This is a genomic window from Pseudomonas sp. GL_091, from assembly GCF_057837725.1.
Window position 1 is genome coordinate 6,328,651 of sequence record NZ_CM174451.1, and the last position, 13,236, is coordinate 6,341,886.

Sequence of the window (13,236 nt, forward strand, 5' to 3'; positions counted from 1 at the left end):
AATCAATTCTTGAGCAGCAACGCGCCTTCGATCGGCACGTAGCGGCTGGCGGCGCGGATCAGCGAGTTGGCGGTCAGGCCCGGCACGCCGTAGGCCACCGCTTGCACCCCGTGCTTGCTGATGATGCGCTCCAGCAGCATGTCGAAATCACCGTCGCCGGAGGCCAGGACGATTTCATCGACATGGTCGGCGGCATCCATGATGTCGAGGGTAATGCCCACGTCCCAGTCGCCCTTGGCCGAACCATCGCTGCGCTGGATGTACGGCTTGAGCTTCACGGTGAAACCGAGGTTACGCAGGATCTGCTGGAACTGCTGCTGTTTGCTGTCGCCACGGTCGATGGCGTAGGCATAGGCTTCGACGATCTCGCCCTGTTTGCTGATGTCAGCCCACAGTGCGGCGTAGTTGAAGTGGCAACCATAAGCCTGACGCACGGTGTAGTAGAGGTTCTGGACATCGGCGAACACTGCGATTTTTTTCACCGGCTTTCCTCAAGGCTGAATCAGGCACCAGGCCCGAAAAGTCGCCCAGTATGCCAGCCCGAAGGATTGTTCCGCGAATAATCGGCTATGTGGCAAGGGAGCTCGCTCCCTCGCCACATATGTGTCAGACGTAGGAATCGTCGTCGCCGCCAAAGAACGATGAGTTGTCATCGCTGTAATCAGCGTCGCTGAACCCGCCCTGATCGTTACTAAAGGAATCGTTACCGGCCATGCGCTGGTCATCGCCCCAGCCATTGTTGCCCTGGTCATTGACCTGGGCCGGCTCTTCCTTGATGACTTCGACGACTTCCGGTTGCTGATTGTGATGGAACAGGCTGCTGATGCCTTGTGCCAGCATCACGCCACCCGCCACGCCGGCGGCGGTTTTCAGCGCACCACCGAGGAAACTGCTACCGGCCGCTGCCGGAGCCTGTTGCTGGGGTGCATAGCCCTGCTGTGGAAAGTTTTGCTGCGGCGCGCCGAAGTTCTGTTGTGGCGGTTGCGAACCGAACGACGAGCGTCCCGGCTCACGCCAGCCACCGCTCGATGGCGGTGCACTCTGGGTTGGCGCAGGCTGAGGCTCACGAGAGCTGCCGCCAAAAATGCTCGACAAAAAGCCACCACTACTCGGCGCTGGAGCCGGGGTCGCCTGGGCCTTGGCCTGTTGCAGCTCGGCCTGCAATTGCTGGACTTGCTGGGTCAGTTGTTTGTTCTGCTCATCGAGGCTCTTGATCGCCGCCTCTTGCACCAGAATCGCCTGGGTCATGAAATAACCGGCCGCGGGCTGGTGCGTCAGGTGTTCCTTGATCCGCGCCTCGGCCTGGGCGTCGCGCGGGGCTGAGTCCGTTTCGGCCTGATGCAGCCGGGAAAACAGTCCATCGATCAGGGTTTGTTCTTCGCTGTTCATGGCGACCTCGTAGATTGCCGGGGAAATCGTTGCCTTTATCCAATGAGGATAAGGTGCTCGACCTTAATGGAGGCTGAAACAAGATGTTTCAATGACCTTTACCGAACGTTTACGTTTGCGTCCTCGAGCACTTGATCGGTTAAAGTGAGCCACTGCTTCCAACCTGCGATACCAACTGATGAATCCGTTAGATGTCCTGCGTGACTCCCTGTATTTCTTCAAGCGCAATCTGGGCCAGATCGTGCAGCTGTGCCTGCCGCTGGTGATGCTTGAGGCGCTGCTGCAACAAGTGGTCGACCACTCCACGGAGCCGGACAGTTTCCCCGGCATCAGCGTGATCGTCGGCCTGCTGGTGTACCCGCTGTACACCGCCGCGCTGATTCTGTTTCTCGACGCCCGCAGCCGGGGCGAGTCGCCGCGCAACCGCGACCTGCTGGCGATGGCGGCAAGCCTGTGGCCACGCTTCGCCCTGCTGACGGCGCTCAATACCGTGCTGATTCTGCTGGGCCTGTCGCTGTATTTCCTGCCGGGTATCTACCTGATGGTGACCCTGGCGTTTGGCGAATACCTGCTGGTGTTGCGCGGCCTGGCGCCGCTGGCGGCCATGAAGGAAAGCCTGCGCATGACCAAGGGTCACTTCCTGCGCATCCTGCTGTGCATTCTGTGTGTGATGGGGCCACTGTGGCTGCTCAAAGGCGTGACGCTGGCTGCGTACCCGGAACCTCAGAACCCGGTGGTTTCAGTGCTGATCGACAGCGCCCACAGTTTCCTGCAGCTGTTTACCAGTGTGGTGCTGTTCCGATTGTTCATGCTGATCAACCCGTTGTCTGAGAGAAATGACAGCGCGCTCTGACCTTGGGCGCTGCCATCGCTCTCGGGTATGCTCGGGAACAATTTTGTAACGCTAATAAGCCGAGCCATGACCCGTCTACTGCGCTACACCCTGTTGGGCCTGCTGATCGTGATCGGCCTGATCGTCGTGATGATCTACAGCCTGACCTGGCGCCCCGACGCCAAAGAAGTGTTGCCCGTCAGTTGCAGCGCCCAGGCCCCCACCCTGGTCCCCGGGCAGGCGCTGAAGGTGATGACCTGGAACGTCCAGTACCTGGCCGGCAAGCGTTACGTATTCTGGAATGACCTAGCCGCCGGTACCGACGAACGCCCCACAGCGGAAGACATGGCCTTCAGCCTCGACGAAGTGGCGCGGGTGATTCGCGACGAACAGCCGGACATCGTGCTGTTGCAGGAGCTGGACGACGGCGCCAAGGCCAGCGATTACCAGTACCAGTTCAAACTGCTGCAAGAGCGGCTCGCCGACTTGTATCCGTGTGGCACCAGCGCGTTCGACTGGAAGGCCGACTTCGTGCCGAACCCGCACATTTTCGGCAGTGTCGGCCGGCAACTGGCGACCCTGAGCCGCTACCAGATCGAACATGCCGAACGCCTGCAACTGCCCATCACCTCGGGCAATCCAATCAGCCGCCAATTCAAACCCAAAGACGCCTTGCTGGTGAGTTATTTGCCGTTGAGTGATGGCGGGCAAATAGCGGTGCTCAATACCCATCTGGACCGCGCCAATCGAGCCGACAACACCTTGCAGAACCAGGTGAACGCCGTGGCCAAGGCCCTCGATAAATTCGAAAGCCGTGGCACGCCGTGGCTGATCGGTGGGGATTTCAACCTGTTGCCGCTGGGCCAGTATCGACGTCTGTCCGACGCGCAACGCGCACCCTACTCCGCCGACAGCCCGTTGCACCTGCTGTGGGACAAGTACCCGATGATCCCGAGCAACAACGAAGCCAGTGGTATCGACCGCGAACGCTGGTTGACCCATTACCCGAACGATCCCGGGCTGAACGGCCCGGACCGGACCGTCGACTACCTGTTCTACAGCCCGCGGATCAAACGGGTCGAGGCGATGGTGCGGCAGGATGATACGTTGCGTATCTCCGATCACCTGCCGGTGATTGCGCGGTTCCTGTTGCCGGCTGCGCCCTGACACATAAACCTGTAGGCGCCGGGCTTGTGTGGCGAGGGGGCTTGTCGGATCGCCGCACCGCCCCGTTGGGTCGCGTAGCGGCCCCAAGATTTTCGAACACAGTATTTACGGCTGCTGCGCATCCGAACGGGGCGATGCGGCGATCCGACAAGCCCCCTCGCCACAAAGGCCCGCTCCCACAGGGTCGGTGCAAACCTGACTTAATGCACCTCCTCCAGATCATCATGCAGCAGCCCGAAGATCTCGCGCTTCATCTCGATGAACGAGCGCTCCATGACCATGTCCAGGTTGCGTGGGCGCTCGATCGGCACATCCAGAATCTGTTTGATCCTGCCAGGTCTAGCGCCCATGACGTAGACCCGGTCGCCCAGCAGAATCGCCTCGTCGATGTCGTGGGTCACGAACAACACAGTCTTCTTGCTGTTGCCCCACACCCGCAACAACAACTGCTGCATTTGCAGGCGCGTCTGGCTGTCGAGGGCGCCGAAGGGTTCGTCCATCAGCAGGATCTGCGGGTCATTGGCCAGCGCCCGGGCAATGGCGACACGTTGCATCATCCCGCCGGACAACTGCTTGGCGTAGTTGTCGGCAAAGCCGCTCAGGCCCACTTCGTTGACGTAGTAGTCGACGATGTCCTTGCGTTGCGCCGCCGGCATGCCGCGCCGCTTGAGGCCGAATTCGACGTTCTGTCGCACCGTCAGCCACGGGAACAGCGTGTAGCTCTGGAACACCATGCCGCGATCCGCGCCGGGGCCTTCGACCTGCTGGCCGCCGACGTAAATCTCGCCCGAGGTCGGTTCGGCCAGGCCGGCGGTGAGGTACAGCAGGCTCGACTTGCCGCAACCCGAAGGCCCCACCAGTACCGCAAATTGCTGGTCCGGCACCTCGAACGACACTTCCTCCAATGCGGTAAAGGTACCGCCATCGGGTTTCTTGTAACGCAGGCTGACCTTGTCCACTTGCAGCCGTGGCGCGTTCACCGGGGCAGCCTGAGGGGCGGAAAAACGATGAGTGGCGGCGGTTACTGAGCCCATGCGGTGATCCTCAGACGTAGGAAACGGAACAGTTGATCGGTGACCAGACCCAGCAGGCCAATGATCGCGATGGCAAGGAAAATCACATCCACCTGGAAGCCACGCATGGCCTTGAGGCTCAGGTAACCCAGTCCACTGGAAGCGGCCACCAGTTCAGCCACCACCAGGTAAGTCCAGGCCCAGCCCATGGTCACGCGCAGGGTGTCGAGCACTCCTGGCAGAGAAGCCGGGGCGATCACATGCAGCACCGCATCGCGACGGTTCGAACCGAGGGTGTAGGAGGCATTGATCAGGTCCTTGGAGATGCCTTTGGACACGTCCGCGATCATCACCAGTTGCTGGAAGAACACGCCGAAGATGATCACCGACACCCGCTGCTCCAGACCGATGCCGATCCACAGAATGAACAGCGGCACGAAGGAGGTCACCGGCAGGTAGCGAATGAAATTCACCAGCGGTTCAAGAAAGGCCTGGACGATGCGGAAGCTGCCCATCAACAGTCCCAGCGGCACCGCCACCAGGGACGACACGATGAAACCGACCATTACCACTTCGACACTGGCCCACACATGCTGGCCGAGGGTGCCGTCGCGCCCCAGGCGCACGGCGGCCTCGACCACCGCGCCCGGCGTCGGCAGGAACATGCCCGGCACCACGCCACCGTAGGACAAGCCGGCCCACAGGCCGACCAACAGCACCCAGGCCAAACCGCTTGCGCTCCAGATCACCGAAACCGGCAATCCGGTCTTGGGCGTGATGCAACGGCTCAGCCATGAATTGCGCTTGAACATGCAGCCTCCTAGAGCGGGGTGACGAAGCGGTTGTCGATCAAGTCGTCATTGCTGACGTTGTACGGTTTGCCTTGCAGCTCACTGGCGGTCTCGTTGGCCAGTTTGATCAGCGGTGCGCTGTCACCCGGTTTACCCGGCGCGCCCAGGAGTTTTTCGCTCATGGCCTGATCGTAAAAACGCACGCCTTGCGCTGCGGCTTCCAGTTCCTTCGGATCGGCCAGGTAACCGCCGACACCCTTGGCCATGATTTTGTAGGCTTCCTGCGGATGATCCTTGGTGTACTGCACGGCTTTGTACAAACCGGCCACCAGGGCCTTGACGTCTTCCGGCTGTTTTTCGATCACGGTGCAGTTCAGTGCGACCACATCGACGATCACTCCCGGTGTGCTGCTGCTGTCGACCAGCACCTTGCCTTGCTTCTTGTCGCGAACCATCGACAGGTGCGGTTCCCAGGTCACGGCAGCCGGTACGCGACCGGCGATGAACGCGGTGGCGGCGTCGTCGGCCGTCATGTTCTGCACGGTGATGTCGCTCATTTTCATGCCGTTCTTTTTCAGCAGATACGACAACCAGAACTGCGAGGTCGAACCTTCATTCACCGCCACGGCCTGGCCCTTGAGCTCTTGCAGGCTCTTGACGTCCTTGCCGACAAGCACGCCGTCGCCGCCATGGCTGTCGTCCAGCGCGGCCACGGCCTTGAAGCAGAATTGCGGACGGTACTTGAGCACCTCATCGATGGTCGACGCCGAGCCGGACAACTCTCCGGAAGCTTGTGCGGCCATGTACATCGCCGCTTCTTCGACCACCGGCAACTCGACGGTCAAACCGTTTTCCTTGAAGTAGCCAAGGTCCTGGGCCAGGTACAGGGTGCCGTAGCCGACCCAGGTGGTATGGCCGATGGACAGGGTGCCGGCCTGGGCGCTGGTGGCGACCGTCGCGGCAATGGCGGTGACCGCCAGTGGATGGGCAACGCGGGTAAGCAAGGACTTGATCATGGAGCACTCCCAAAGCTGTTGATTTAGTTTTGTCATGGGCAGTACGGCGAACCCTGAATCGGCTGCAACCTGTGGTCTCTCAGGGACCCTTCGGCGGGCAGCATTCGGCGGGCTGGCGAGACCGATGTTGGCCCAAGGGCGGGATTAGGAAAATGAGGAAATATGTGGATGCGAGTGATGAAAAAACTGGTTAGCGCGCACTGAGAACGGGCGTTGTTGGCGGGGGTGCACAGGGTGGGTGCAAGACGCTAGAGATGTGTTGAAAGGTCCATAGCAATCGCGAGCAGGCTCGTTCCCACAGGGGTTCCAGATTGACCCGAAAATCGGGTTCAACTCAGTTCCATGTGGGAGCGAGCCTGCTCGCGATAAGGTCCGCAGGACCTTCCAGCAAGATCAGAGCCGGCCGTATTCCTGCGCCGTACGATCCATCGCTTTCAGGGTCTTGCTGATCAGCTCGTCAATCTCTTCACGACTGGCAATCAACGCCGGCGCCATGATCATCCGGCCCAAGGTCGAGCGAATGATCACCCCCTCCTCGAAACCAATCGTTCGGCAACGCCAGGCAATATCGTTCTCGTTGGCGAAACGCTTGCGAGTGGATTTGTCTTCGGCCAGTTGCAGCGCCGCGACCATGCCGGTGCCCTGGATGTCACCCACCAGCGGGTGCTTGCCGAACACTTCCCGCAGGCACTGTTGCAGGTACGGACCGATGTCGTCCTTGACCCGCGTCACCACGCCTTCATCACGCAGGGCCTTGAGGTTGGCAATCGCCACCGCCGCCGCCACCGGGTGCCCGGAATAGGTCAGGCCGTGGGCAAACACGCCGCCCTGCTCCACCAGCACCGAGGCCATTTTCTTCGACAGGATCAAACCGCCCATGGGGATATAGCCCGAGGTCAGGCCCTTGGCGATGGACAGGGTGTCCGGCTCGAAACCGAAGTACTCGTGGGCGAACCATTCGCCGGTACGACCGAAGCCGCCGATCACTTCATCGGCGCACAGCAGCACATCGTACTTGCGGCAGATGCGCTGGATTTCCGGCCAGTAGCTTTCGGGCGGGAAGATCATGCCGCCGGCGCCCTGGAACGGTTCGGCGATGAAGCCCGCGACCTTGTCCGCACCCAGTTCGAGAATCTTCGTTTCCAGTTGCTGGGCCGCGCGCAGGCCGAATTCGGCCGGCGTCAGGTTGCCCTCGTGGGCGAAGAAGTACGGCTCGTCGATGTGCTCGATGTCCGGAATCATGCCGCCCATTTCGTGCATGAACTTCATGCCGCCCAGCGCCGTCGCGGCCAGGGTCGAACCGTGGTAACCGTTCCAGCGGCCGATCATGATTTTCTTCTCGGGCTTGCCGAGCACCTGCCAGTAGCGACGCACCGTGCGGATCAACACCTCGTTGGCTTCGGAGCCGGAGTTGGTGTAGATCGCGTGGCTATAGTGAGTCGGCAGCAGGCTGAACAGCAGCTCGGACAGCTCGATCACCTGCGGGTGGGTGGTGTGGAAAAACATGTTGTAGTACGGCAGCTGTTCCAGTTGCTGGCTCGCCGCGGCGGCCAGATCCTTGCGCCCGTAACCGAGGTTGGTGCACCACAACCCGGACATGCCGTCGAGGTAACGCCGGCCATCGTTGTCCCACAGGTGCAGGCGCTCGCCACGGACCATCACCCGTGGCCCTTCGTCGTTGAGGGCTTTCTGATCGACGAACGCATGGATGTGGTGCGCAGCGTCGGCAGCCTGGTAGTCGCGGGTATCACGTGGTGTGGTCATCGCCAGTTCTCCGTTTTGTTATCAGCGCAATTGAAACCAGGTGGTCTTCAACTGGGTGTATTTATCGAATGAATGCAGGGACAGGTCGCGGCCGAAACCCGACTGCTTGCCGCCGCCAAAAGGCACGGTCACGTCCAGCGCATCGACGCTGTTGACCGACACCGTACCGGCCCGCAATTGTCGCGCCACACGGTGGGCACGGTTGAGGTCATCGGTCCACAGCGAAGCCGCCAGGCCGTAGACGCTGTCGTTGGCCAACTGCAAGGCGTGGGCCTCGTCGTCGAATGCCGTAATCGCCAACACCGGGCCGAACACTTCATCGCGAAACAGCGGCATGTCCGGCGTCACGCCGGTGAAAATCGTCGGCTGGATGAAGTTGTCCGAGCTGTTGAAGATCGACTGCCGACCGCCACAAACCTTGGTCGCGCCTTGCTGTTCGGCCTGCTGGATGACCTTCATGATGCGCGCGGTCTGACGGCTGTCGACGATGGCTCCGGCGGCGCTCGACGGATCCAGCGGATCGCCCGGCAACCAGCGTTCGGCCTGGGCCTTGAGGCGTTCGACGAACTCATCATGAATCGAGCGCTGCACCAGTAACCGCGAATTCGCCGAGCAGACTTCGCCCTGATTGAAGAAGATGCCGAACGCGGCTTTCTCGGCCGCCAGGTCCAGATCCTGACAATCGGCGAACACCAGGTTGGCACTCTTGCCGCCGCACTCCAGCCACACCTGTTTGAGGTTCGACTGGGCCGAGTACTGCATGAAATATTTGCCGACTTCGGTGGAGCCGGTGAACACCAGGCAATCGACGTCCGGGTGCAGGCCGAGGGACTTACCGGTCTGTTCGCCGAGGCCCGGCAGCACATTGAGTACGCCTGCCGGAATCCCCGCCTCCAGCGCCAGCTCAGCCAGTCGCAGGGCGGAAAAAGGCGACTGCTCGGCCGGCTTGAGGATCACCGAGTTACCGGCGGCCAGGGCCGGGGCGAGTTTCCACGCGGCCATGTCCAGAGGAAAATTCCACGGCACCACGGCAGCCACCACGCCGAGGGCTTCGCGGGTGATAGTCGCCAGTACGTTCTGCGCACTCGGCGCGACCTGATCGTAGAGTTTGTCGAGGCTCTCGGCGTACCAGCGGAACACGCCAGCGGCACCCGGCACGTCGATGTTGTAGGCATCGGCGACGGGCTTGCCCATGTTCAGCGAATCGAGCAGCGCCAGCTCTTCACGGTTTTCCAGGATCAAGTCGGCCAGACGCAACAGTACTTGCTTGCGTTCGGTCGGCGAGCGCGCAGCCCAGGTGCCAGCCTCGAAGACCTGCCGCGCATTACGCACCGCCGCGTTCACGTCGTCTTCACCGCAGGCGGCAATGTTGGCCAGGCATTGCCCGGTGGCAGGGTTGATCGCGGCGAAAGTCTGTCCCGACTGCGCCGCGCGGCGCTGGCCGTCGATCACGGCCTGGTCGGGAAACCGCAGGGAAGCGGCTTTGCGTTGCCAATACTCAAGCTCGAACACGTTCAGATGCTCCAGAGGACATTCTTGTGTATTGGATAGTCGCTCAGGCCCGAGCGGTGGAAAACCAGTAAAAATGTGTTCGCAGGCCAAGAAAAAACTACGTAGCCAATCTCCCTTCTGGCGCAGCATGTGGTTATTGTTCAAACACAACAAATCGCTGCCCGAGCGGATAGGGGTGGCGCGCAAATTGCCAGGATGCCTGATCCGTTCTCCCCCGAGGTTTGCTGTGGCTGCCTACAATCTGCGTCAACTGAAATACTTCATTACCACCGTCGAGTGCGGCAGCGTCGCCGAGGCCTCGCGCAAGCTGTACATCGCCCAGCCTTCGATCTCCACGGCCATCAAAGGTCTGGAAGACAGTTTCGGCGTGCAACTTCTGATCCGCCATCATGCACAGGGCGTGTCGTTGACCCCCAGCGGTGCGCGCTTTTATCGCAAGGCCCAGGAGCTGCTGCGCATGGCCAAGGAGTTCGAACAGAACGCCCTGGCCGACAACGACGTGGTCTCCGGGCAGATCGATATCGGCTGTTTCGAAACCGTCGCGCCGCTGTACCTGCCGCAACTGATTGCCGGGTTTTCGGCGTTGTACCCGGGGGTGGAAATCCGCATCCGCGACGGCGAGCAACAAGAGCTGGTGCAGGGCCTGACCTCCGGCGCTTTCGATCTGGCGATCCTTTACGAGCACGATCTGGACGGCACCATCGAAACCGAACCGCTGATGCCGGCGCAACGACCTTACGCGCTGCTGCCGGCGGATCACCGCTTTGCCCAGCAGGCGCAAGTGTCGCTGCGGGACCTGTACCTGGAGCCGATGATTCTTCTGGACGTGCAGCCGAGCCGGACCTACTTCGTCAGCCTGTTCGAAGAGCTGGGCCTGACCCCACGCATCGCCTTCAGCTCGCCATCGATCGAGATGGTGCGGGGCATGGTTGGCCAGGGGTTCGGGTTCTCGATCCTGGTGACCAAGCCGCACTCGGAGTGCACCTACGACGGGCAGAAAGTGGTGTGCGTGGACATCGCCGAAGACGTCACCGGTTCAGGGCTGGTGGCGGCATGGCTCAAGCGTGGGCAACTGACCAAACCGGCGCAGTTGTTTGCCGATTACTGCCGCGAACAACTGACCGCCAAATCCGAAAGATCGCGGTAACTTCTGTGGCGAGGGGGCTTGCCCCCTCGCCATAGAGTCCAGTGTTAACCGTTACTTACGCGGTTTGATCCGCGCAGTCGCCTCCGCCACCAGCGGATCATCCGGCCAGTAATGCTTCGGATAACGCCCCTTCAAATCCTTCTTCACCTCGGCATAGGTGCTGCGCCAGAAGTTGGCCAGGTCCTGAGTCACCTGCACCGGCCGCCGCGCCGGGGACAGCAGGTGCAGTTTCACCACCTGCCGGCCCCCGGCGATGCGCGGGGTCTCGGCCAGGCCGAACAACTCCTGCAAACGCACCGCCAGAATCGGCGGCTGTTCGCTGTAGTCCAGACGAATCGAAGAGCCCGACGGTACGCTCAAATGATGCGGCGCCAGTTCGTCCAGCCGCTGCGGCAGCGGCCACGGCAGCAGGTTGTGGACGATGCTCGACAGGTCCAGATTGGCGAAGTGACTGAGCCGCGAAACCTTGCCCAGATACGGCATCAGCCAGTGTTCCAGACTCTTGAGCAATGCCGTGTCGCTGACATCCGGCCACTCGCTTTCGCCCTTGGCGGCGAGGTCCAGTTGCCGCAACAAGGCGACCCGCGCCTGCCACTGACGCAGCTCCGGGGTCCACGGCAACAGCTCCAGGCCTTTGCGCCGCACCAGGTTCACCAGCGCCTGGCTGCGGGCAGTTTCGTCGAGGCCCGTCAGTGGCTCGCGGCTGAGGATCAGTTCGCCAACCTTGCGCTGACGCTCGGCCCGCAGCACGCCTTCACGTTCATCCCAATCCAGTTGATCGACGCAGCGCACCTGTTCGGCCAGCACGGAATCGAAGAGCGCCGGATCGAAGTCCGTCGCCAGGTAAATCCGCTCCTCACGCTGCCCCTGGCGACTGCCCAGATCGGCAATCACCAGCCACGCTTGCTTCATCAGGCTATCGGCCTCGGCGAACAGCGCGGCACGGCCGTTGGCCAAGCGATATTCCGCACCACCGGCGCGCCGTTGCTGGGCGACGCGGTCGGGATAGGCCAGCGCCAGCAAAGCGCCGAGCCAGCGCGGGTGATCCGGATCGCTGACCGGCTCCGCCGCTTTGCCCCGCAGGTAACCACGATACTGCCGCGCCAGTTGCCGTGCGCGCTGCACGCCCCCCTGGGCACCGCGTGCGGCGCGTTCTTCGCCAGACAGCAATACCAGTCGGCTGTGCAGATCCGCCCCGGCACCGCGCAAGATATCGCGCTCGCCGAGCAGTGCCGCGACATCGCAGGCCATGTCCGCCAGCCCCAGCGCCTGGCCGCGCAACAGCAAATGCGCGATACGCGGATGCGCCGGCAGTTCGGCCATGGCCTGACCATGACGGGTCAGCGCTTCACCCTCCAGTGCGCCCAAGCGTTCGAGCAGATCCTGAGCCTGTGCATAAGCGGCGGCCGGCGGCACGTCGAGCCACACCAGTTGCCCAGGCGTCACGCCCCAACGTCCCAGTTGCAAGGCCAGCCCGGCGAGGTCCGCCGAAAGAATTTCCGCGCTGCCATAGGCCGCCAGTTGCTCGTGCTGATCCTGGGACCACAAGCGATAACACACGCCGGGTTCCAGGCGCCCGGCCCGGCCCGCGCGCTGGGTGGCGCTAGCCTTGGAAATGCGTTGGGTGTCGAGACGGGTCATGCCGCTGCCGGGGTCGAAACGCGGCACCCGCGCCAACCCGGCATCGATCACCACGCGCACGCCGTTGATGGTCAAACTGGTTTCGGCGATGTTGGTGGCCAGCACCACTTTGCGTTTGCCCGCAGGAGCCGGATCGATGGCCGCACGCTGCGCGGCCAGATCCAGCTCACCGTGCAACGGGCAGAGTAGAACCTGAGTGCTTTCGCCCAAGGCATCGGCCAGTTGCTGATGCACGCGGCGGATTTCAGCCTGCCCTGGCAGGAACACCAGCACGCTGCCGGTCTCGTCGTTCAAGGCTTCGAGGATGGTCTGCACCAGACGCGGCTCGATGAATTCACCGGACTGGAACGGCCGACCCCAACGCATCGCCACCGGGAACATGCGCCCTTCGCTGCGCAGGATCGGCGCATCGTCAAGCAACCCGGCCAAGCGTTCGCCTTCGAGCGTGGCGGACATCAAGAGGATTTTCAGCGGCTGATCGTCGCGGAACAGTTCGCGGCCATTGAGGCTCAGGGCCAGCGCCAGATCAGCGTCGAGGCTGCGTTCGTGAAATTCATCGAAGATTAGCAAACCCACGCCCTCGAGCGCCGGGTCGTCCTGCAAACGCCGGGTGAGAATGCCTTCGGTGACCACTTCGATGCGGGTGTTGGGGCCGACCTTGCTGTCGAGCCGGATGCGATAACCCACGGTTTCGCCGACCTTCTCCCCCAGCTCACTGGCCAGCCGTTCCGCCGCTGCGCGTGCGGCCAACCGGCGGGGTTCGAGCATCAGGATGGTCTGCCCGGCCAGCCACGGCTCATTGAGCAAGGCCAAAGGCACCCGGGTGGTTTTACCGGCGCCGGGCGGCGCTTCGAGCACGGCTTCGTGGCGTGTAGCGAGGGCTTCACGCAGGGCGGGTAAAACTTCATCGATCGGCAAAGAAATCATGCTGGCTCCCAAACAGAGGGCCGAGTATAACGGCGAA

The 13,236-nt window shown here is 62.1% G+C and carries 11 protein-coding genes; 3 read left to right on the plus strand and 8 right to left on the minus strand.

Features of this window, described 5'->3' with window-relative positions; genetic code table 11:
- Window positions 1–2: 2 nt before the first annotated feature.
- Together AC3ITY_RS28835 and AC3ITY_RS28840 are read right to left on the minus strand one after the other, a co-directional pair.
- Complete coding sequence (locus AC3ITY_RS28835; RefSeq protein WP_007990686.1) at window positions 3–482, minus strand: LabA-like NYN domain-containing protein; 480 nt, start codon at window positions 480–482, stop codon at window positions 3–5.
- 124 nt (window positions 483–606) lie between these two features.
- Window positions 607–1,389 carry a DUF2076 domain-containing protein gene (locus tag AC3ITY_RS28840; protein ID WP_489306321.1) on the minus strand — a complete coding sequence of 261 codons (783 nt, stop codon included), beginning with the start codon at window positions 1,387–1,389 and terminating at the stop codon, window positions 607–609.
- A gap of 178 nt (window positions 1,390–1,567) precedes the next feature.
- On the opposite strand from AC3ITY_RS28840, the gene AC3ITY_RS28845 reads away from it, so the two are divergent.
- Both AC3ITY_RS28845 and AC3ITY_RS28850 read left to right on the plus strand, forming a co-directional pair.
- Entirely contained in the window at window positions 1,568–2,242 is a 675-nt protein-coding gene (locus tag AC3ITY_RS28845) for a YciC family protein (RefSeq protein ID WP_489306323.1), read from the plus strand.
- 66 nt (window positions 2,243–2,308) lie between these two features.
- Complete coding sequence (locus AC3ITY_RS28850) at window positions 2,309–3,388, plus strand: endonuclease/exonuclease/phosphatase family protein (protein WP_489306324.1); 1,080 nt, start codon at window positions 2,309–2,311, stop codon at window positions 3,386–3,388.
- A gap of 200 nt (window positions 3,389–3,588) precedes the next feature.
- On the opposite strand, the gene AC3ITY_RS28855 is transcribed toward AC3ITY_RS28850, so the two are convergent.
- The 5 genes from AC3ITY_RS28855 to AC3ITY_RS28875 form a co-directional block, all read right to left on the minus strand.
- The gene (locus tag AC3ITY_RS28855) at window positions 3,589–4,422 is read right to left on the minus strand and encodes an ABC transporter ATP-binding protein (RefSeq protein WP_489306325.1); all 834 of its coding nucleotides are present in this window, start codon (window positions 4,420–4,422) and stop codon (window positions 3,589–3,591) included.
- Window positions 4,410–5,213, minus strand: coding sequence for an ABC transporter permease (locus AC3ITY_RS28860; RefSeq protein ID WP_007990681.1), 804 nt, complete (start codon window positions 5,211–5,213; stop codon window positions 4,410–4,412). Before AC3ITY_RS28860 ends, AC3ITY_RS28855 begins: the two co-directional genes overlap by 13 nt.
- A gap of 8 nt (window positions 5,214–5,221) precedes the next feature.
- Window positions 5,222–6,208, minus strand: coding sequence for an ABC transporter substrate-binding protein (locus AC3ITY_RS28865; protein WP_046041714.1), 987 nt, complete (start codon window positions 6,206–6,208; stop codon window positions 5,222–5,224).
- A 393-nt stretch (window positions 6,209–6,601) separates the two neighbouring features.
- Window positions 6,602–7,972 (minus strand): aspartate aminotransferase family protein, encoded by a 1,371-nt coding sequence (locus AC3ITY_RS28870; protein ID WP_489306327.1) that lies wholly within the window; start codon window positions 7,970–7,972, stop codon window positions 6,602–6,604.
- A gap of 21 nt (window positions 7,973–7,993) precedes the next feature.
- A complete protein-coding gene (locus AC3ITY_RS28875; RefSeq protein WP_489306328.1) occupies window positions 7,994–9,484 on the minus strand; it encodes an aldehyde dehydrogenase in 1,491 nt (496 codons plus the stop codon).
- A gap of 226 nt (window positions 9,485–9,710) precedes the next feature.
- Here AC3ITY_RS28875 and AC3ITY_RS28880 point away from each other — a divergent pair, with 226 nt between their 5' ends.
- Complete coding sequence (locus tag AC3ITY_RS28880; protein ID WP_489306329.1) at window positions 9,711–10,631, plus strand: LysR family transcriptional regulator; 921 nt, start codon at window positions 9,711–9,713, stop codon at window positions 10,629–10,631.
- Window positions 10,632–10,682: 51 nt separating this feature from the next.
- Here AC3ITY_RS28880 and hrpB read toward each other — a convergent pair whose 3' ends face one another.
- Window positions 10,683–13,199 carry an ATP-dependent helicase HrpB gene (gene hrpB, locus AC3ITY_RS28885; RefSeq protein WP_489306330.1) on the minus strand — a complete coding sequence of 839 codons (2,517 nt, stop codon included), beginning with the start codon at window positions 13,197–13,199 and terminating at the stop codon, window positions 10,683–10,685.
- Window positions 13,200–13,236 lie beyond the last annotated feature (37 nt).

Excerpts from the sequence above, each read along its gene's own strand:
- AC3ITY_RS28865 (WP_046041714.1), bottom strand. The coding sequence starts at position 6,208 with ATGATCAAGTCCTTGCTTACCCGCGTTGCCCATCCACTGGCGGTCACC.
- AC3ITY_RS28840 (WP_489306321.1), bottom strand. The coding sequence starts at position 1,389 with ATGAACAGCGAAGAACAAACCCTGATCGATGGACTGTTTTCCCGGCTG.
- hrpB (WP_489306330.1), bottom strand. The coding sequence starts at position 13,199 with ATGATTTCTTTGCCGATCGATGAAGTTTTACCCGCCCTGCGTGAAGCC.
- AC3ITY_RS28855 (WP_489306325.1), bottom strand. The coding sequence starts at position 4,422 with ATGGGCTCAGTAACCGCCGCCACTCATCGTTTTTCCGCCCCTCAGGCT.
- AC3ITY_RS28860 (WP_007990681.1), bottom strand. The coding sequence starts at position 5,213 with ATGTTCAAGCGCAATTCATGGCTGAGCCGTTGCATCACGCCCAAGACC.
- AC3ITY_RS28845 (WP_489306323.1), top strand. The coding sequence starts at position 1,568 with ATGAATCCGTTAGATGTCCTGCGTGACTCCCTGTATTTCTTCAAGCGC.
- AC3ITY_RS28850 (WP_489306324.1), top strand. The coding sequence starts at position 2,309 with ATGACCCGTCTACTGCGCTACACCCTGTTGGGCCTGCTGATCGTGATC.
- AC3ITY_RS28870 (WP_489306327.1), bottom strand. The coding sequence starts at position 7,972 with ATGACCACACCACGTGATACCCGCGACTACCAGGCTGCCGACGCTGCG.